This window comes from Nonomuraea sp. B12E4, from assembly GCF_039871825.1.
Lineage (GTDB): Bacteria > Actinomycetota > Actinomycetes > Streptosporangiales > Streptosporangiaceae > Nonomuraea.
Map to the genome: position 1 here is coordinate 252,798 of NZ_JBDPME010000006.1, position 17,629 is coordinate 270,426.

At 71.1% G+C, this 17,629-nt stretch carries 19 protein-coding genes and 2 tRNA genes; 14 read left to right on the forward strand and 7 right to left on the reverse strand.

Annotation, left to right across the window (positions count from 1 at the left end; translation table 11 throughout):
* Positions 1-28: 28 nt before the first annotated feature.
* Positions 29-964, reverse strand: a complete 936-nt coding sequence (locus tag ABGB18_RS17040; protein ID WP_347696476.1) for an alpha/beta hydrolase — start codon at positions 962-964, stop codon at positions 29-31.
* Positions 965-1,074: 110 nt separating this feature from the next.
* Here ABGB18_RS17040 and ABGB18_RS17045 point away from each other — a divergent pair, with 110 nt between their 5' ends.
* The 4 genes from ABGB18_RS17045 (at position 1,075) to ABGB18_RS17060 (ending at position 3,445) form a co-directional block, all read left to right on the forward strand.
* A complete protein-coding gene (locus tag ABGB18_RS17045) occupies positions 1,075-2,301 on the forward strand; it encodes a sensor histidine kinase (protein ID WP_347696477.1) in 1,227 nt (408 codons plus the stop codon).
* A gap of 184 nt (positions 2,302-2,485) precedes the next feature.
* On the forward strand, positions 2,486-3,100 hold the full coding sequence (locus tag ABGB18_RS17050) for a response regulator transcription factor (RefSeq protein WP_347696478.1): 615 nt from the start codon (positions 2,486-2,488) through the stop codon (positions 3,098-3,100).
* A 179-nt stretch (positions 3,101-3,279) separates the two neighbouring features.
* Positions 3,280-3,355 (forward strand) — tRNA-Glu (locus ABGB18_RS17055).
* A 17-nt stretch (positions 3,356-3,372) separates the two neighbouring features.
* Positions 3,373-3,445: transfer RNA gene (locus ABGB18_RS17060), tRNA-Glu, on the forward strand.
* A 302-nt stretch (positions 3,446-3,747) separates the two neighbouring features.
* Here ABGB18_RS17060 and ABGB18_RS17065 read toward each other — a convergent pair.
* Positions 3,748-5,463 (reverse strand): hypothetical protein, encoded by a 1,716-nt coding sequence (locus tag ABGB18_RS17065; RefSeq protein WP_347696479.1) that lies wholly within the window; start codon positions 5,461-5,463, stop codon positions 3,748-3,750.
* 58 nt (positions 5,464-5,521) lie between these two features.
* Positions 5,522-6,238 carry an IclR family transcriptional regulator gene (locus tag ABGB18_RS17070; protein ID WP_090938366.1) on the reverse strand — a complete coding sequence of 239 codons (717 nt, stop codon included), beginning with the start codon at positions 6,236-6,238 and terminating at the stop codon, positions 5,522-5,524.
* Positions 6,239-6,325: 87 nt separating this feature from the next.
* Between ABGB18_RS17070 and leuC the strand changes: the two genes are divergently transcribed.
* The 4 genes from leuC (at position 6,326) to ABGB18_RS17090 (ending at position 8,992) form a co-directional block, all read left to right on the forward strand.
* Entirely contained in the window at positions 6,326-7,711 is a 1,386-nt protein-coding gene (leuC, locus tag ABGB18_RS17075) for a 3-isopropylmalate dehydratase large subunit (RefSeq protein ID WP_347696608.1), read from the forward strand.
* A 77-nt stretch (positions 7,712-7,788) separates the two neighbouring features.
* On the forward strand, positions 7,789-8,376 hold the full coding sequence (leuD, locus tag ABGB18_RS17080; protein WP_347696480.1) for a 3-isopropylmalate dehydratase small subunit: 588 nt from the start codon (positions 7,789-7,791) through the stop codon (positions 8,374-8,376).
* Positions 8,355-8,585, forward strand: coding sequence for a hypothetical protein (locus ABGB18_RS17085; protein ID WP_347696481.1), 231 nt, complete (start codon positions 8,355-8,357; stop codon positions 8,583-8,585). The genes leuD and ABGB18_RS17085 overlap by 22 nt, the downstream gene beginning before the upstream one ends.
* Positions 8,586-8,692: 107 nt before the next feature.
* Positions 8,693-8,992, forward strand: a complete 300-nt coding sequence (locus tag ABGB18_RS17090; protein ID WP_347696482.1) for an HU family DNA-binding protein — start codon at positions 8,693-8,695, stop codon at positions 8,990-8,992.
* A 102-nt stretch (positions 8,993-9,094) separates the two neighbouring features.
* Here the strand turns inward: ABGB18_RS17090 and ABGB18_RS17095 are convergent, their stop codons facing one another.
* Together ABGB18_RS17095 and cofC are read right to left on the reverse strand one after the other, a co-directional pair.
* Positions 9,095-9,295, reverse strand: a complete 201-nt coding sequence (locus ABGB18_RS17095; RefSeq protein ID WP_347696483.1) for a hypothetical protein — start codon at positions 9,293-9,295, stop codon at positions 9,095-9,097.
* Between the two features lie 75 nt (positions 9,296-9,370).
* Complete coding sequence (cofC, locus tag ABGB18_RS17100) at positions 9,371-10,006, reverse strand: 2-phospho-L-lactate guanylyltransferase (RefSeq protein ID WP_347696484.1); 636 nt, start codon at positions 10,004-10,006, stop codon at positions 9,371-9,373.
* A gap of 241 nt (positions 10,007-10,247) precedes the next feature.
* Here cofC and ABGB18_RS17105 point away from each other — a divergent pair, with 241 nt between their 5' ends.
* The 3 genes from ABGB18_RS17105 to ABGB18_RS17115 all read left to right on the forward strand — a co-directional run bounded on the left by ABGB18_RS17105 (position 10,248) and on the right by ABGB18_RS17115 (position 13,207).
* Entirely contained in the window at positions 10,248-10,958 is a 711-nt protein-coding gene (locus ABGB18_RS17105) for a lysophospholipid acyltransferase family protein (protein ID WP_347696485.1), read from the forward strand.
* Between the two features lie 4 nt (positions 10,959-10,962).
* Positions 10,963-11,973: an NAD(P)H-dependent glycerol-3-phosphate dehydrogenase gene (locus ABGB18_RS17110; RefSeq protein WP_347696486.1), complete on the forward strand. Its 1,011-nt coding sequence runs from the start codon at positions 10,963-10,965 to the stop codon at positions 11,971-11,973.
* Positions 11,974-12,109: 136 nt separating this feature from the next.
* Positions 12,110-13,207: a D-alanine--D-alanine ligase family protein gene (locus ABGB18_RS17115; RefSeq protein ID WP_347696487.1), complete on the forward strand. Its 1,098-nt coding sequence runs from the start codon at positions 12,110-12,112 to the stop codon at positions 13,205-13,207.
* A gap of 6 nt (positions 13,208-13,213) precedes the next feature.
* Here ABGB18_RS17115 and ABGB18_RS17120 read toward each other — a convergent pair whose 3' ends face one another.
* Together ABGB18_RS17120 and ABGB18_RS17125 are read right to left on the reverse strand one after the other, a co-directional pair.
* A complete protein-coding gene (locus ABGB18_RS17120; RefSeq protein ID WP_347696488.1) occupies positions 13,214-13,657 on the reverse strand; it encodes a DUF3515 family protein in 444 nt (147 codons plus the stop codon).
* Positions 13,658-13,673: 16 nt separating this feature from the next.
* Positions 13,674-13,907, reverse strand: coding sequence for an Lrp/AsnC ligand binding domain-containing protein (locus ABGB18_RS17125; RefSeq protein WP_347696489.1), 234 nt, complete (start codon positions 13,905-13,907; stop codon positions 13,674-13,676).
* Positions 13,908-13,954: 47 nt separating this feature from the next.
* On the opposite strand from ABGB18_RS17125, the gene ABGB18_RS17130 reads away from it, so the two are divergent.
* From ABGB18_RS17130 to thiD, 3 genes are all read left to right on the forward strand, one after another.
* The gene (locus tag ABGB18_RS17130; protein WP_347696490.1) at positions 13,955-14,923 is read left to right on the forward strand and encodes a thiamine-phosphate kinase; all 969 of its coding nucleotides are present in this window, start codon (positions 13,955-13,957) and stop codon (positions 14,921-14,923) included.
* A 269-nt stretch (positions 14,924-15,192) separates the two neighbouring features.
* Positions 15,193-16,815, forward strand: a complete 1,623-nt coding sequence (locus ABGB18_RS17135) for a hypothetical protein (RefSeq protein ID WP_347696491.1) — start codon at positions 15,193-15,195, stop codon at positions 16,813-16,815.
* A 6-nt stretch (positions 16,816-16,821) separates the two neighbouring features.
* Complete coding sequence (gene thiD / locus ABGB18_RS17140; RefSeq protein WP_347696492.1) at positions 16,822-17,628, forward strand: bifunctional hydroxymethylpyrimidine kinase/phosphomethylpyrimidine kinase; 807 nt, start codon at positions 16,822-16,824, stop codon at positions 17,626-17,628.
* Position 17,629 lies beyond the last annotated feature (1 nt).

Here is a 17,629-nt window from a genome sequence, read left to right on the forward strand (position 1 = left end):
ATGTTCCCGCGCGGGGACGTGCGTTTTCTCATTTCGCGAGCCGGTGCAGAATTTCCCTGATCCGGGCGTATGCCGCCGCCGTCGGCGCATGGGCCGCCTCCACCGTGAAGACCTCAAACTTGTTGCCCGGCGTCGCCGCGTCCGCCTCCCTGATCATCCGGTCCTGCAGCGCGAGCGGGATCGTCCGATCCCGGGTGTGCCTGATGTAGCTACGCGGCACCCGCCCCCACGCCCGCTTGTCGCCCCGCGCGTCGCCGTTCGCCAGGTGGAGCGTTTCATCCGGGAACAACATGTTGAGCATGGCCAGAAACTCGCCCTCGCTCGCGTCGGCCATGAACGCCGCCTTCGCCGCCGCCAGGAACTCCGGGTCAGCGCTGCGCCAGTTGATGCGCACCGCCCCGAGCGCCGCCGGATCGCCCACGATGCCGGTGAACAGGCCGGGCGTGAGGCTGTCCTGCCCTTCCGGCGTGTTGATGTAGTCGGCGGGGGTGGCCAGCTCCGTGCAGCAGAACGCGGTGTCGTACACGAGGTGGTCGACCAGGTCGGGCACCTCGTCGGCGGCCTTCGTGATCACCGCCCCGCCCAGGCTGCCGCCCACCAGGATCACGGGCCCGTGCTCGGCGGCCCTGCGGACCGCGTCCACCGCGGCCGCCACATAGTCCTCCAGCCGCACGCCCCGCATCGGCGAGGGCAGCGCGGCCAGCTCCTCCAGGTCCTGCGGCGCCTGGTAGGCGCGGTGAAACTGCTGCTCGGGGCCGTGTCCCGGCAGGCTCACGCCCACCACGCGGTGCCCGCGCAGCACGAGCTCGGGGTCGGTCGAGGGCATCCCGTTCGAGCCGCTCACCAGCACGAACGTGGTCACCCTCCGGGGCTTCCCGCCCCCGGTCAGGCCGGCGCCGGCGGCACCGGCGCCCGCGACGGCGGCGTAGTGAAGGGCGGTTCTACGGGTCAGGAAATCGCTCATGACTCGATGGTGGCCGAGCCCGCCGCACCGCACATCGCCCACCTGGCGCGACGTGCGGTTGACGGCCGCCATCAACCGATCGGTGGATGCCGCGTGCCAGGCTGGGATCCATGAGCCGGCTCGATGGCCGCGAGCGCTGGGTGTTCCCGGTGCTCTCATACGCGCTGCTCGCCGTCTCCTCGACCGCGGCGGCCCTCACCGACCCCCCGGCGACGGCGACCCCGGGCTGGCTGGGCCTGCCCTGGCCCGTGCCGGCCCTGGCCGTCGCGGTGTGGCTGGCGCCGCTCGTCTGGCTCCACCCCCGCCGCGACACCCACCGCGTCCTCGTCGTCGCCCACTACGGCGTCCTCATCGTGCTCGCCGGAGCGCTGATCACCGCGAGTCCCCCCTTCGTCGTTTTCGGCTACGTGGGCTATCCGCTGGCCATCGGCCTGCTCCCCGCGCGGCTGGCCATGCTGGGCGTCACGGTCACGGCGGTGGTCAGCCTGGCCGCCCAGGCGGGCCCGGCCGCCCGCGCCACCCTCCCCAGCGTGATCGCGGGCGTCGCCATGCCCCTGGCCGTCGCCGGCTGGTACGTCGCCGCCGAGCACGACAAGCGGCGCCGCCTGGTCGAGCGGCTGCGTTCCACCATGGCCGACAACGCCGACCTCAACGCCCGGCTCCTGGAACAGGCCCGGCGCGCGGGCGTACTGGACGAGCGGCACCGGATGGCGGGCGAGATCCACGACACGCTCGCCCAGGACCTCGCCGCCCTGATCGGCCAGCTCGACGCCGCCACCCGCGCCTCCCAGGCCCCGGCCCGCCGTCGCCACCTCGACCAGGCGGCCGCGCTCGCCCGCCAGAGCCTGTCAGAGGCCCGCAGGTCCGTACGGGCCCTCCGCCCCGAGCCCCTGGAGCACACCGACCTCCCCACGGCCCTCGAACGCCTGGCCACGTCCTGGTCGCGATCGGCCGGCGTGCGCCTCACCCTGGAGATCACCGGCACCCCGGTCGCGCTGGCGGCCGACGTGGAGACCGCCCTGTTCCGGGTCGCCCAGGAAGCCCTGACCAACGTCGCCAAGCACGCCAGTGCCACCAGAACGGGCCTCACTCTGTCCTACACGGACGAACTCGTCCTCCTGGACATCCGCGATGACGGAACGGGTTTCGCCCCGCACGCGCCCGCTGACGGCTTCGGCCTGGACGGCATGCGCCAGCGGTTGCGCGGCATCGGCGGCACTCTGCGCGTCGAGTCCGAGCCGGGCCACGGCACGGCCATAGCCGCCACCGCCCCCAGCCTCCCCCCGGAGCGCCTCCCATCATCAACCGCCCTCTCCGAGGGCCCCGGGAACGCATGACACCGCCCTTCCAGGCGGCTCCGGACCCAGCCGGACCCAGCCGGGCCCGGGAGGGCGGCGGATCGGTGAGACGCTGGTCACCCGGTCGCGTCCATCCACCGGAGGATCGGCCGCGCCCGTCCGACGTTGGACCTGTTGTACTCGTCGGCACCTGTCGTACTTCACGTACTCGTCGGAGGAACGTATGCGGTTGAGACTGCTCATTGCGGACGATCACCCCATCGTGCGCGACGGGCTACGCGCCAACCTCTCCGGCGAGCCCGACTTCGAGATCGTCGGCGAGGCGGCCGACGGCGCGACCGCCGTACGCCTGGCCGCCGAGCTCCGGCCCGACATCGTCCTCATGGATCTGCGCATGCCCGGCATGGACGGCGTCACGGCCATCCGCGAACTCAGCGGCACCGGGCCGAGGGTGCTGGTGCTCACGACGTTCGACACCGACGTCCTGCCCGCGCTGGAGGCCGGAGCCAGCGGCTACCTGCTGAAGGACACCCCGCCGGAGGAGCTGGCCCGCGCCGTCCGAGCCACCCACAGGGGTGAGACCGTCCTGGCCCCCGCCGTGGCCGGCCGCCTGGCCGACAACCTCCGCAAGCCCGCGCGGGGCAAACTGACCAAGCGCGAGCTGGAGGTGCTGCGCCTGGTGGCCGGGGGAGCGACGAACAAGGAGGCGGCGGCCGTGCTGTTCATCAGCGAGGCCAGCGTCAAGACCCACCTCCTGCACATCTACGCCAAGCTCGATGTCGGCGACCGTGCCGCCGCCGTCGGCGAGGGCTACCGCCGCGGCCTCCTCACCCCCTGACCGCCCCGCCCCTGATCATGGTGGTGATCCGTTCGCGCGGCGGAAGGAAGCCCGGCGGGAGGCCGGGTTCGGCGCCGCAGCCCCAAGCCGGCGGGCCGAGAAGTGGTTTGGTTGGGTCTCCGGGGTGCGGTAGAGTTACCTGCGTTGCCGGGGATCCCGGCAGATCAGCTTGTGGACAGGGTCCCGTCGTCTAGTGGCCCAGGACGCCGCCCTCTCAAGGCGGTAGCGCCGGTTCGAATCCGGTCGGGACTACCACTGTTACAAGCCAGCAAGGTCCCGTCGTCTAGTGGCCCAGGACGCCGCCCTCTCAAGGCGGTAGCGCCGGTTCGAATCCGGTCGGGACTACGTCTACCGCAACTGCCCCAGGCAAGATTCACAGCCTGGGGCGTTTCGCATTCCGCGGCCAAATCCACTTCCGCGGCCCCATTAACGAAATGGGCCCGCCGGGCGGGCTGACGACTCTCACGTCGGTGGCCGGCAGTGCGCACGTTACGGCGCCCGGCCCCGTACACCTCAGGAGCGTTCCCCTGGACAGGGCCCAACCACGTGCGGCGGGTGGGGCCGCCCGTACGAAGCGTAAAGACCAAAAGTGGTGGCCCCCGCCGGCGAAGCGACGGGGGCCAGAGTGACAAAACGCCCTGAAAAAGCTAGAGGGACCGGGCCTTGAAGAGCGCGCGCCGGGCCGCCTTGGCGACCTGCTTGTCCGGGTGGACCTGCGAGATCAGGTCGAGCAGCTCCTCCACATGCGCGTGCGGAATCTTCCAGATCACTTCGAGCAGGCTGTTGACCATGTCGGGCCCGATGTCCCGCAGGCTGCTGACGAACTCCGACCGCCCCAGCCCCGCCGAGATCGTCCACATGTCCAGGATCAGCCAGTGCGTGTCATCCTGCGTGGGCTCCGGCGCCCCCTCGACCTCCAGCTGGCTCAGGTGCGTGGCCGCGTAGGGCCGCAGCGACGACTGCTTGAGCGCTGCCTGCCAGGCCGGGATGGCGGCCGCGCCCAGCGTGCCCACGACGCTGGCCGCCTGCACCCTGATCAGCGCGTCGCTCTCGTCCTCGGCCGCCGCCTCCAGCAGCTCCTCGGCCGCCTTGCCCGGCTCGCGCAGCCGCATCCAGGCCGCGAACTCCGCGTCCGCCTCCTCCTCGGGCAGCTCGGCGCTCAGCGCCAGCAGCTCGTGGGCGCTCATCGACTCGATGGCGGGCCGCGCGTCCACCTCGATGTCGGCGTCGTCGACCAGGTGGATGACGCCTTCGGTGCCGAGCGGCGTGAGGCTGAGGGCCTTGTCCCGGAGCTCGACCATGCCGTAGCCGACCAGCCAGTCGATCGCGGGCGCCAGCGGGTCGCCCGCCGCCTCCCAGGCGTCGGAGCCCAGCTCGTCGAGGTCGGCGGCGGTCTCGGCCAAATCCTGGGCCAGCTCGTCCAGGTCGCGTGAGCCGCCCGCCAGGAGCAGCCGGACCAGCACGCCCCTGGTCAGCCCGGCCAGGGCCATCGTGAGATCGTCGTCGTCCAGCTCGGGATCGCCGTAGTCGACCGAGTGCAGCCCGAGCATCCACGCGTCGAGCACGTCCTCGTCGTCGTCGAACGGCCACTCTTCCGTGTCGTCCTGCACGGCCACCGTGTTGCCCTCGCCCGGCTGGAGGAACTCCAGGTCCACGGCGAGGTTCCAGATGTTCCACAGATGGGGGACGGCCTCGGCGATCGGCCCCTCGGTCTCCGGCCGGGGCAGCCCGACGGCCGCCAGCGCCTCCTCCACCTCGGCGTCGGTGAGCAGCGTGTCCTCGCCCACCTTGCGCCCGGAACCCACCCAGAGGGCCAGGTCGCGGGCCATGGCGACCAGCGGGGCCTGGCGGGCCGCGGCGGCCAGCTCGGAATCGGGCCGCAGCCTGATCGTGTCGAGCTCGGCGAGCTCGTCCGCGAACGGCTCGAAGTCGCCCAGGTCGCCGGCCCCGTCGTCCTCCTCGTCGTCTTCGCCGTCGGCGTCCTCCAGCAGGTCCTCCATGAGGTCGACGAACTCGTCTTCGACGTCGTCGAGCTCGGCCTGCAGATCGGCGAGGGAGTCAGAGCCCTCCGCCAGCCTGCCGGTCTGCGAGAGGAACGTCAGGTAGGCGTCCACGGCCGGGAGCATCCCGTCGGCGGCGGCGTCGGGATCCTGTACGACCTTGGGCATGCGGTCGAGGAGCAGGTTACGCAGGTCGGCACGCTTCCACGTGCCGAGGTCCTGCGAGAAGGCGAGACGGTGCCACAGCGCGGCGGGCCCCACGAGCTCGGGGTCGCTTCCGGGGGCGTTCGCACGCGCCCACATGATGAACTCTTCGAGCAGGGGTCGCAGCTCAGTGGCGGCTACCTCGATGCGATCTGTCACGCACTCAGGCTAGTGCGCCAGCGAGGCTGTCGGCTCCCGAAATACATCCTTTTGCTGATCATGACGTGCGGCGCATCGCCTCAGTGATGCGTTCGGCGGCGGCCATGACGGGCACGGCGTGCAGTCGTCCGGGCGCCCTCGTCAGCCGCTCTATGGGTCCGGAGACGGATACGGCCGCTATGACCTTGCCGCCGCTGCCCCTTATGGGCGCCGAAACGCTGGCCACTCCCTGCTCTCTTTCGCCGACGCTGTGGGCCCAGCCCCGGCGCCGTACGGAGGCGAGCGTGGCGGCGGTGAACTTGGCCCCGCGCAGTCCGCGGTGCAGCCGGTCGGGCTCCTCCCACGCCAGCAGGATCTGGGCCGCCGAGCCGGCCGTCATGGGCAATGCGGAGCCGACGGGCACGGTGTCGCGCAACCCGCTGGCCCGCTCCGCCGCGGCCACGCAGACACGCTCGTCACCCTGGCGGCGGTAGAGCTGCGCGCTCTCCCCGGTGAGATCCCTGAGGTGGAGCAGGACCGGTGCCGCCACCGCGAGCAGCCGGTCCTCGCCGGCCGCGGTGGACAACTCGGACAGCCGGGGGCCGAGCACGAAACGGCCCTGTGTGTCACGACTCACAATGCGGTGGTGCTCCAGGGCGACGGCCAGCCGGTGGGCGGTGGGCCGGGCCAGACCGGTGGCCTGCACGAGCTGAGCCAGTGAAGCGGGTCCCGCTTCGAGGGCATTGAGTACAAGAACTGCCTTGTCGAGTACTCCGACTCCGCTAGAGTTGTCCATAAACCGATACTGCCGTCTCGACATATGAGAAAGCAAGTCGGAGGATTCTCCGAACGCGGCAGCATCGCAATCGAGCTGGAGGAGATCATGGGCCGCACACTGGCCGAGAAGGTCTGGGAGCAACACGTAGTCCGGCGCGCGGAGGGCGAGCCTGACCTGCTCTATATTGACCTGCACCTCATTCACGAGGTGACCAGCCCCCAGGCGTTCGACGGGCTCCGGCTCGCCGGCCGTAAGGTGCGGCGGCCCGATCTCACCATCGCCACCGAGGACCACAACGTGCCGACCGTGCTCGGCCCGATCGCCGACCCGGTGTCCAAGACGCAGGTCGAGACACTGCGCAAGAACGCCGCGGAGTTCGGCATCCGGCTCCATCCGATGGGCGACGCCGGGCAGGGCGTGGTGCACATCATCGGGCCGCAGTTCGGGCTGACCCAGCCGGGCATGACGATCGTGTGCGGTGACTCGCACACCTCGACGCACGGCGCGTTCGGCGGCATCGCGTTCGGCATCGGCACCTCCGAGGTCGAGCACGTGCTGGCCACGCAGACGCTGCCCGCCTACCGGCCGAAGACGATGGCCATCGAGGTCACCGGCGAGCTGCCCGCCGGCGTCACCGCCAAGGACCTGATCCTGGCGATCATCTCCAAGATCGGCACCGGCGGCGGCCAGGGCTACATCGTCGAATACCGCGGCGAGGCCGTACGCAGGCTCTCCATGGAGGGCCGCATGACGGTCTGCAACATGTCGATCGAGGCGGGCGCCCGGGCCGGCATGATCGCGCCGGACGAGACCACGTTCGACTACCTCAAGGGCCGACCGCACGCGCCGCAGGGCGCGCGGTGGGACCAGGCCGTCGAATACTGGAAGTCGCTGCGCACCGACGACGACGCCGTGTTCGACAAGGTCGTGGAGATCGACGCCTCGACCCTGACCCCGTACGTCACGTGGGGCACCAACCCGGGACAGGGCCTGCCGCTGGGCGAGGCCGTGCCGAGCCCCGACTCCTTCACCGACCCGGTCGAGCGCGCGGCCGCCGAGCGGGCGCTGACCTACATGGGCCTGACCGCGGGCACGCCGCTGCGCGAGATCGAGGTCGACACGGTCTTCGTCGGGTCGTGCACCAACGGCCGCATCGAGGACCTGCGCTCGGCCGCCGAGATCCTGCGCGGCCGCCAGGTGCGGACCCGCACGCTGATCGTGCCCGGCTCGATGCTGGTCAAGCTGCAGGCCGAGCAGGAGGGCCTGCACGAGGTCTTCAAGGCCGCGGGCGCCGAGTGGCGCGAGGCCGGCTGCTCGATGTGCCTGGGCATGAACCCCGACACGCTCCAGCCGGGCGAGCGCAGCGCCTCCACCTCCAACCGCAACTTCGAGGGCCGCCAGGGCAAGGGTGGCCGCACCCACCTGGTGTCGCCGCAGGTCGCCGCCGCGACCGCCGTCACCGGCCGCCTCACCGCCCCCGCGGACCTCTAGCAGGTCGGGGTGAGACGGCCAGGCCGCCTCACCGACGCATCTGCCAATGCCGACCTCTGATTTCAGGAGAGACTCCGATGGAAGCCTTCACCACCCACACCGGTACGGCGGTGCCGCTGCGCCGCAGCAACGTCGACACCGACCAGATCATCCCGGCCGTCTGGCTCAAGCAGGTCAGCAGGACCGGTTTCGAGCGGGGCCTGTTCGCGGCCTGGCGCGAGGACCCCACGTTCGTGCTGAACGACCCGGTCTACGAGGGCGGCTCGATCCTCGTCTCCGGCCCCGACTTCGGCACCGGCTCCTCGCGCGAGCACGCCGTCTGGGCGCTGCAGCAGTACGGGTTCCGCGCCGTGATCGCCGCCAGGTTCGGCGACATCTTCCGTAACAACGCCACGAAGATGGGCTTGCTGCCGGTCGTCCTGCCGGGCGACCAGGTCGAGGCCCTGCAGTCGGCCGTCGAGGCGGACCCCAAGCTGGAGATCACCGTCGACCTGGTCGAACGCCAGGTCCGCTGGGCCGGCGAGGCCGTCCCGTTCGAGACCGACGACTACACCCGCTGGCGGCTCATGGAGGGTCTCGACGACATCGGGCTGACCCTGCGTCATGCCGACGAGGTCGGGGCGTACGAGAATGGTCGGCAGCCATGGCTGCCGACGACCGTCTAGAGGACGACGAACTGGCGCGGCGGTTGCGCGAGGCGCACCGCCGCGTCCGCCTGCTGCCCGCCGCGGACAAGGAGCGGGCGGCCCGCCGTTACCTCGCGATCTGCGACCTCGCGAAGCGGGATCCGGAAAGGGCGGCGGCGCGTCTCGAAGCGTTTCTGACCGCCCTTGACACGGCCTTCGACACGCCACGCAATGAGGAAACACGCTAGGTGATTGAGTTCCCCCGCAATCCCGCCTACTTTCGAGCGCGTAAGGGGTTTCTACGTCGAACTCGTGAGCTGGAACCCCGAGCCGTAACTGGGGGAGCAGGACTTTCATGAACAAGCGAGAACTCGTCGAGGCCATCACGGATCGGGTGGGCGACAGGAAGACGGCCACCGAGGCCGTGAACGCGGTCATCGACGCCATCCAGAAGGCCGTGGCCAAGGGCGACAAGGTCTCGATCACGGGCTTCGGCGCGTTCGAGATGGTGAACAAGCCCGCGCGCACGGCGCGGAATCCGTCGACCGGTGCGGAAATCAATGTCGCTGAGAGCTGGGGACCCAAGTTCCGCCCCGGCTCGGATTTCAAAGAGCTGGTCAACGAGGGCGGCAAGAAAATCGGAAAGAAGAGGTAAACCCAGCCGACCAGCACGCCCGGGCCTTGGCCCGGGCGTCCGCATTTCTCCCCAGGAGACCCCCGCGAACGCCGGCCGCACGTGAACCGGCGGCCTGCTCCGTCACGGGAGCGGGAATGTCGAGAGCGTGATGAACGTGATTTCGCCGCCGGTCATCGCGAGGTTGACCCGTTGGCCCGAGCGCAGCAGCCGTAGCGGCCCCGCGTCGAAGGCGGTGGCGCCGAACTCCAGCACCGTCCCGTCATCGAGGAAGACCGTGCCCGAGCGAGTGCCCTGATCGAAGCTGCGTACCGTCCCCTGCACGCGAACCAGCGTAGGGCGGGCTCGGCCGGAGGTCCAGGTAAACGGTTTGCCCCCGCCATCATGAAGGCACCCACCTCATGAGCCGGGCCACAGGTCTGCCACCACCGCCGCCGTGTGCGGGCCCAGCCCGAGCGCCATGGCCGCGCGCAGGTCGTCGGGGGTGTCCACGTCCCGCCGTACGGAGTCGATGCCGGGCACGCACAGCTCCTTGGCCCCACCCGCCAGGTGCTTGGCCCGCGACTCACCGCCGAACCTCGGCGTGAACGGCACCCCGGGCCCCACTCCGTAGAAGGTCGTCCCCACGTCCGGCGCGTCCGGCACGAACGACTGCTCGAACTCGGCCGCCGCCGCCAGGGCCAGCGCCAGCTCGGCGGGCCGCAGGGCGGGCAGGTCGGCCTGGAGCGCGCCCACCGCGTCGCCGGGCGCCAGGCGCGCGGCGTGGGCGGCGCCCGTGCGCAGGGCGGTGTTCAGCCCCCGGTCGGGGTCGTGCACCACGTCGGCGCCGAGCGCGCCCAGCGGCCCCGCGGCGGCGGGGTCGGACGTCACCACGACCACCCGGGCGACCGGCCGGCAGGCCAGCGCCGCCGACACGGTGTCGCAGGCTATGGCGACGGCCAGCCGGGTGCGGTGCGGACCCGTCGCGGCGGCCAGCCGGGTCTTGGCCGCGACCAGTGTCTTGACCGGAATGACGAGCGTCCAGTGGGCGTTCACGGAATCACCTCGAACAAGGAATTCCGGGCCTTCATGTTGAGACTGCACAGAAACATAGAACCGCATCCTTAGATCGAACACTTGAACGGTTATCGCTTGATCTTGCGTTAGTGTGTGGGGCGTCGCGCAGGGCGTTGACGAAACGCCTGAGGAGCTGATGCGAGACCTCAACGGAGCCTTCCCGGGTCGACATTCCGCGCGGCCAACCGCGAGACTTGGGCGCATACCGTAGGAGGAGATCATGAGCCGCCCCACGCGACCCTCGCGTTTCTGGGAAACCCTGGCAGTTGTGCTGGTGAAACCGCTGTCCAGGCTCCTGGTGAAGCGAGACTGGCGCCGGGGCGAGCGCATTCCCCGCACCGGCGGGGTGATCATCGCGGCCAACCACCTCTCCTGGACCGATCCGGTGCTGCTGTCGCACTTCCTGTACAACCACGGCCGCTGGCCGGTCATCCTGGCCAAGTCGGGCCTGTTCAAGGTGCCCTTGCTGGGTAAGGCCGTGAGGGAGCTGCTGGCCATCCCGGTCTACCGGGGCAGCAGCGAGGCCGTGAAGTCGCTGCGCATCTCGGCCCAGCGGCTCCAGGACGGCGGCGCGATCCTTTTCTACCCCGAGGGCACCTGCACCCGCGATCCAGACCTGTGGCCCATGGTCGGCAAGACGGGCGCGGCCCGGCTGGCGCTGGAGAGCGGCGCGCCGGTCATCCCGGTGGCCCACTGGGGGGCGCAGGAGCTGCTCCCGTACGGCGCGAAGAAGCCCAGGCTGTTCCCGCGCAAGACGTTCCACGTGACCGTGGGACCGCCGGTGGACCTGTCGAAATACGCGGGCAAGCCCACGCACTCCGACGTCCTGCGCGAGGCGACGGCCGACATCATGGCGGCCATCACCGCGCAGCTCGCCGAGTTGCGCGGCGAGAAGGCCCCCGAGACTCCCTACGACCCCGCCGGACGGTGATCGCATGACGAGGGTGGCGGTTTTCGGCACGGGTTCGTGGGGCACCACGTTCGCGATGCTCCTGACCGAGGCGGGCAACGAGGTCACGCTGTGGGGGCGCAGGCGGGAGCTGGTCGAGGTCATCGACCGCGAGCACCGCAACCCCGACTACCTGCCCGGCGTGTCCCTTCCCGAGGCGCTGCGCGCCACGACCGACCCCGCGCACGCCCTGGACGGAGCGGACTTCGTGGTGCTGGCCGTGCCGTCGCAGAGCCTGCGCCCCAACCTGGCCGCCTGGCGGGAGCACATCCCGCCCAGCGCGGTCCTGGTCAGCCTGATGAAGGGCATCGAGCTGGGCACGACCAAGCGCATGAGCGAGGTGATCCGCGAGGTCGCCGAGGTGCCCGACGAGCGCGTCGCCGTGATCTCGGGCCCCAACCTGGCCCAGGAGATCGCCCACCGCCAGCCCGCCGCCACGGTCGTGGCCTGTACCGACGAGTCGGTCGCCGGCCGCTTCCAGGCGATCTGCCACCTGCCGCCGTGGTTCCGCCCCTACACCAATCCCGACGTGGTCGGCGTGGAGCTGGGCGGCGCGGTGAAAAACGTGATCGCGCTGGCCGTGGGCGTCTCGGCGGGCATGGGCATGGGCGACAACGTCAGCGCCATGCTCATCACCAGGGGGCTGGCCGAGATCTCGCGGCTGGGCGCCGCGCTCGGGGCCGACCAGCACACGTTCGCTGGACTGGCCGGGATGGGCGACCTGGTCGCCACCTGCACGTCGCCGCTGTCGCGCAACCGCACCTTCGGCGAAAACCTCGGCCGCGGCATGACCCTGGCCGAGGTCGTGGCCGCCACCAAGCAGACCGCGGAGGGCGTGAAGTCCTGCGAGTCCGTGCTGGAGCTGGCCGGAAAGCACGGCGTCGAGATGCCGATCACCGAGGTCGTGGTCGGCGTCGTGCACGACGGCATGTCACCGGCCGAGGCGGGCATGCTGCTGATGTCCCGCTCGCCGAAGCCCGAACGCTACGGCGTGTGACCCGGCGCCGCCGCCCCGCGTCCGGCGTGAATCGGCTGCTCACGGCACGTGGCGGAGGGGGCGTACTGTGGGAAAGACCTGATTGCGGCGTGCTCGGCTCGCTGTGAGTAGGACACCACCGGTAGATTCGGACACCATGAGCAAGCCACGCGTCGCGGTCGTTTTCGGGGGTCGCAATTCTGAGCATGCCGTGTCCCTAATGGGCGCGGGCAGCGTGCTGGAGGCGATCGACAGGACCAAATACGAGGTGGTCCCCATCGGGATCGCCCAGGACGGCAGGTGGGTGCTGGCCGCGTCCGACCAGCGGTACGCCATCGAGGCGGGCGAGCTGCCCATCGTGGACACCTCGGGAGCGGCGCTGGCGCTGCCCTCGGGCGGCGGCAACTCGCTGATGGCCTACGACCCCGGCAGCATCCCCGTGGAGCTCGGCACGGTCGACGTGGTCTTCCCCGTCATGCACGGCCCCTTCGCCGAGGACGGCACGATCCAGGGCCTGCTGGAGATGGCCGGGGTGCGTTATGTCGGCTCCGGCGTGCTGGCCAGCGCGGTGGGCATGGACAAGGCCCACATGAAGACCGTCATGGCCGCCGCGGGGCTCCCGACGGGACGCTACGTCGTCATCCGCGACCGTGACTGGCGGCTAGACCGCCACCGCATGCTCAAGGAGGCCGAGGAGCTCGGCTACCCGATGTTCGTCAAGCCCGCCAGGGCCGGCTCCTCGCAGGGCATCTCCAAGGCGCACGACCGGGCGGGGCTGGAGGCGGCGGTGGAGTTCGCCCGGCAGCACGACCCCAAGGTGATCGTCGAGGCCGCGATCGTGGGCCGCGAGATCGAGTGCGCGGTGCTGGAGTCGCCGGGCGACGAGCCCACCGCCGCGTCGCTGCCGGGAGAGGTGAAGGTCGAGGGCGGGCAGGAGTTCTTCGACTTCGAGGCGAAGTACTACCCGGACCAGATGTCGCTCACCGTGCCCGCCGACCTCCCGCCGGAGACGGCCGAGGAGCTGCGGGCGATGGCCGTGCGCGCGTTCGACGCGCTCGAGTGCGAAGGGCTCGCGCGGGTCGACTTCTTCTACACCCCCGGCGGCGAGCTGATCTTCAACGAGATCAACACCATGCCGGGGTTCACGTCCCTGTCGGTGGCGCCGCAGCTCTGGGCCGCTTCTGGCCTGCCCTACCCGGCGCTGGTCGACCGGCTCATCCAGCTCGCGCTGTCCCGTCCGGCGGGATTGCGCTGAGCCCGGTCAGGCCGGCGGCGCCGAGATCTGGGCGATCGGCTTGGACAGGTCGGCGAGCACCTCGCCGGGCGCGTGCTCGCCGCCGACCGTGACCTCCACGTACACCGTGTCGGCCGGGGTGTCGACGACGGCCGTGAACAGCGCGGGCTTGGCGGGATCGGCGTACCACCCCACGTCGCCGATCTCCTGCAACCGGTCGGTGGGCGCCATCCGGGCGGGCCGGGGCACGCCGCAGCGCAACGCGATGGACCCCTCGCCCCAGACGGCCACATACGGCGAGTCGGGCGTGGACGTGCCACGCGCGGCGCCGTCGAGCGTCTGGGGCAGCAAGGTGGCGAGCCTGTCGCAGGCCGCCACCGCTCCGCCCCGCGGTGTGGGTGGATCGACCCGCAATGTGCCGCCGCAACCGGCGAGTGCCAGGAGAACGAGCAGGACGGCGACGGCACGCATGCGACTACTACTACCTTCAGATGTGCACTATCGGACACGTAAGCGTACGCGTGATGCCGTTTACTGCCTGAATCTGTGCGACGACGAGCTTGCCCAGCTCGTCGACGTTGTTGGCCTCCGCGCGCACGATCACGTCGTAGGGCCCCGTCACGTCTTCCGCCTGCGTGACCCCGGGAATCCCGGAGATCTCGCGAGCCACTGCGGCGGCCTTGCCGACCTCGGTCTGGATAAGGATGTAGGCCTGCACCATTACGTCCTCCCGGGCGATTGGATCACGCCGAAGGGCCACCGTACCCTGTGTGCGTCAGGAGGTGCGTCATCACAGTCGGAGATCTCGGCGAATTCGGAGTGATTAATCGTATTACCGCACGTCTGCCCCAAGGGGCGGCGGTAATGCTCGGCCCGGGTGACGACGCCGCTGTCATCGGCGCGCCCGACGGGCGGGTGGCGGTCTCAACTGATCTGCTGCTTGAGGGTAGGCACTTCCGCCGCGACTGGTCCAGTGGCTATGACGTGGGACGCAAGGCCGCGGCCCAGAACCTGGCCGACGTCGCCGCCATGGGCGCCGTGCCGACGGCCATCGTGGTCGGCCTGGGGATCCCCGCCGACCTGCCCTTGACCTGGCTCGACGCGCTGACCGACGGGTTCGGGGACGAGTGCGCGGTGGTCGGGGCGAGCGTGGCCGGTGGCGACATCACCCGGTGTGACCTGGTGGTCATCGGTGTGACCGCGCTGGGCGACCTCGGGGGGCGCGCCCCGGTGAAACGTTCCGGGGCCAGTCCGGGGCAGGTGGTGGCGGTGGCGGGCAGGCTGGGCTACTCCGCCGCCGGGTGGGCGCTGCTGGAGGCGGGCGTGACGGTGGGCTCCGCCGCCCTGCGGGAGGCCGTGGCCGGGCACCGGCGGCCGTGCCCGCCGTACGCGATGGGCCCCGTGGCGGCCGAGCTGGGCGCGAGCGCCATGCTGGACGTCAGCGACGGGCTGCTGCAGGATCTCGGCCACATCGCCGAGGCCAGCGGCGTCCGCCTGGAGCTGGACCCGCAGGCGTTCGCGGTGGCCGAGCCGGTGGCGGTGGCGGCCAAGGAGCTGGGGGCCGATCCGCTGGAGTGGGTGCTCACGGGGGGCGAGGACCACGCGCTCGCGGCGGTGTTCCCGGCGGACGTACGGCTGCCGCCGTCCTGGCAGGTCGTGGGCCGGGTGGTCGAGGGCGAGGGCGTCGTGGTGTACGGGCGCGAGATTGGGCGAACCGGATGGGATCACTTTCGGTGACGACTTGTCCCGATTTTGGTGAAATTTTCCTGTTTTGAGGTGGCACTCGCGGGATTGCTGTGACAAGGGCGTAGCAAAGGTGTTATGAAAGACGGCGGCCACTGTAACCGGGAGAAAGGGCAGCCATGGGCCGCCACGGCACAGGTGGATCCGACGACGGGGATGAACGGGGGAACCACAGCGCTTTCTGGGGTCCTGAGGAGAAGACCGGGCAGCCCGGCTGGCCTTCGTTGCCGGACGAGTCCGAGGTGACGGGATCGTGGGCTCCGATGCCGCAGCGGCAGGACGGCCCGCCGGCCCGCCTGCCGCAGTCCGAGCCGTTCGAGGTCACCGGGGCCTTCGCGCTGCCCACCAACCCCGCCGGTGGCTTCCCCCCGGCCAACGACCCCGCGGGCGCCTTCAACGCCTCCGCGCGGCAGGCGTCCCCGCCACCGGCGGACGAGGCGGGTCCGTTCGAGACGACGGGCGCCTTCGCCCGTCCGCCCGAGTGGGACCAGCCCCACGCCGGGCCCGCGGACAGGCAGGGGTCCTTCAGGGATCCCGACAGGTCGTCGTTCTTCGGTGGCCCGGGCGGCGACGCCCTTGAGCCAGCCGACCAGCCGCCGTTCTTCCGCGGACCGGCCGCCGACCAGACTTTTTTCCCGGGTGCTCCGTCCCCGGACCAGACCGCGTTCCTGGGCGACCCGGCCGCCGACCAGACCGCCTTCCTGGGTGGCCCGGCCGCCGGCGGCACGGGACCCGCCGATCAGACGGCGTTCTTCGACAATCCGGCCGCCGAGCGGACGGCGTTCTTCGACAATCGGGCCGCCGACCAGAAGGGCGGGTTCGGCGCCTCCTCCGGCCCCAACCCCCTGTACGGTCCGCCCGAGCCGGGTGACGTCAAGGTGGCCGGCGAGCCGACCCAGGTCCAGACCCCGGCCTGGGCGAGCGCCGAGACCGGCTTCCTCGGCTCCGGTTGGTCGGGCGACGACGTTCCCCCCGACCAGGACGAGCCCAGGGGCCGCCGCGGCCGGCGCAAGGGCGGGCGTTCCGACGAGGTGCTCGCCGCCCCGTCGGGTGGCAAGGGCAAGGTGGCCCTGCTGTCGGTGGCCGCCGTGGCCCTCGTGCTGGGCGGCACCGTGGCGGGCGTCAAGTACATGAGCAGCTCGGGCGGCCCCGGCGACTGTGTGGACACCAAGTGCGCCGCCGTACACGCCACCAGCAACCAGCCGGCCCCCCAGGTCTCCGAACCCACTGAGGAGGAGACCGAGCCCACGGAAGAGCCGCCGCCGTCGGAGGAGGGGACTCCCGAGGAGAGCGCGTCCGCCGAGAATCGGCCGACCCCCGCGGCCACCTATGCCCGGCCGCGCCCGACTCCGACCCCCACGCCCACCAAGGCCAGGGTCAAGGCACCGGCGGAGCCGACCGAGGATCCGTTCGACGTGCCCGTCGAGGAGAGCTCGCCGGAGGAGACCCCGACCGACACGCCTTCGAGGCTGGACGACACCAGCGCCGGCAACACCGGCGGCACCGTCGACCTGCCACAGAACGGCGGCGGCTTCGAGCCCGACCGTGGCGGCGGTGGCAATGGCGGCCGCGGCGGTGGCAATGGCGGCACCGGGCTCGAGATCAAGCAGAACATCAACCAGCGGACGGCCACGTACTCGGCGACCCTGCAGGTCTCGAACGCCACCCTGGGAACGCTGCTGAACCCCACGATCTCCCTGCCCGTCACGGGCAGGGTCATGGACGTGCAGGGCGCGCAGTGGACACAGGACGGCGACCTGCTGATCCTGGACGTGCCGAAGTCGCTGGCGGGCGGAGCCTCGATCAACGTGACGTTCACCGCCACGGGCACAGGCCAGCCGGCTGAGAACTGCGGGCTCGTCACCGGGGAGTGCGTCATAAGCTGATTGCTTATGACGGTTTCGACCCCTCAACGCACCCCCGCACGTGTGCTGACCGTCGCCGGATCCGACTCCGGCGGCGGTGCGGGCATCCAGGCTGACCTGAAGACCATGCTGGCCATGGGCGTGCACGGCATGAGCGTGATCGCCGCGGTGACGGCACAGAACTCGCTGGGTGTCCAGGGCTACTGGGAGCTGCCGCCCGAGGCCGTGCGGGCGCAGCTCGACTCGGTGCTCGGCGACATCGGCGCGCAGGCCGTGAAGACCGGCATGCTGGCCTCGCCGGTGCTCGTCGAGATCGTGGCGGAGGTGCTCGGTTCGTACGCCGCTCCCGTGGTCGTGGATCCCGTGGGGGTGTCCAAGCACGGCGACTCGCTGCTCGCGGCCGAGGCCGTGGAGACCGTACGGCGCCGGCTGCTGCCGGTGGCCACTGTGGTGACGCCGAACCTGTGGGAGGTGGAGCAGCTCACCTCGGTCAAGGTCGAGGACGAGAGCGGGCTGCGCGCGGCGGCGGACGCCGTCCTCGCGCTGGGGCCCACCTGGGCGCTCATCAAGGGCGGCCACCTGCCCGGCGCGCCGGTGGACCTGCTCACGGACGGCACGAGCGAATACCGCTTCGCCGCCGAACGCCTCGACAACCGCCACACCCACGGCACCGGCTGCACGCTGGCCTCGGCCATCGCCTCCCGCCTCGCGCAGGGCGACGACGTGCCGACGGCGGTGGGAGCGGCCAAGGAGTACGTGACGGGCGCCATCGCCCACGGCTTCCCCCTGGGCGCCGGCATCGGCCCGGTGGACCATGCCTGGCGCTGGCGCTGAG

Excerpts from the sequence above, each read along its gene's own strand:
- ABGB18_RS17045 (WP_347696477.1), top strand. The coding sequence starts at position 1,075 with ATGAGCCGGCTCGATGGCCGCGAGCGCTGGGTGTTCCCGGTGCTCTCA.
- leuD (WP_347696480.1), top strand. The coding sequence starts at position 7,789 with ATGGAAGCCTTCACCACCCACACCGGTACGGCGGTGCCGCTGCGCCGC.
- ABGB18_RS17105 (WP_347696485.1), top strand. The coding sequence starts at position 10,248 with ATGAGCCGCCCCACGCGACCCTCGCGTTTCTGGGAAACCCTGGCAGTT.
- ABGB18_RS17070 (WP_090938366.1), bottom strand. The coding sequence starts at position 6,238 with ATGGACAACTCTAGCGGAGTCGGAGTACTCGACAAGGCAGTTCTTGTA.
- ABGB18_RS17040 (WP_347696476.1), bottom strand. The coding sequence starts at position 964 with ATGAGCGATTTCCTGACCCGTAGAACCGCCCTTCACTACGCCGCCGTC.
- ABGB18_RS17125 (WP_347696489.1), bottom strand. The coding sequence starts at position 13,907 with ATGGTGCAGGCCTACATCCTTATCCAGACCGAGGTCGGCAAGGCCGCC.
- ABGB18_RS17120 (WP_347696488.1), bottom strand. The coding sequence starts at position 13,657 with ATGCGTGCCGTCGCCGTCCTGCTCGTTCTCCTGGCACTCGCCGGTTGC.
- ABGB18_RS17115 (WP_347696487.1), top strand. The coding sequence starts at position 12,110 with ATGAGCAAGCCACGCGTCGCGGTCGTTTTCGGGGGTCGCAATTCTGAG.
- leuC (WP_347696608.1), top strand. The coding sequence starts at position 6,326 with ATGGGCCGCACACTGGCCGAGAAGGTCTGGGAGCAACACGTAGTCCGG.
- ABGB18_RS17110 (WP_347696486.1), top strand. The coding sequence starts at position 10,963 with ATGACGAGGGTGGCGGTTTTCGGCACGGGTTCGTGGGGCACCACGTTC.
- ABGB18_RS17090 (WP_347696482.1), top strand. The coding sequence starts at position 8,693 with ATGAACAAGCGAGAACTCGTCGAGGCCATCACGGATCGGGTGGGCGAC.
- ABGB18_RS17050 (WP_347696478.1), top strand. The coding sequence starts at position 2,486 with ATGCGGTTGAGACTGCTCATTGCGGACGATCACCCCATCGTGCGCGAC.
- ABGB18_RS17085 (WP_347696481.1), top strand. The coding sequence starts at position 8,355 with ATGGCTGCCGACGACCGTCTAGAGGACGACGAACTGGCGCGGCGGTTG.
- ABGB18_RS17135 (WP_347696491.1), top strand. The coding sequence starts at position 15,193 with ATGCCGCAGCGGCAGGACGGCCCGCCGGCCCGCCTGCCGCAGTCCGAG.
- thiD (WP_347696492.1), top strand. The coding sequence starts at position 16,822 with ATGACGGTTTCGACCCCTCAACGCACCCCCGCACGTGTGCTGACCGTC.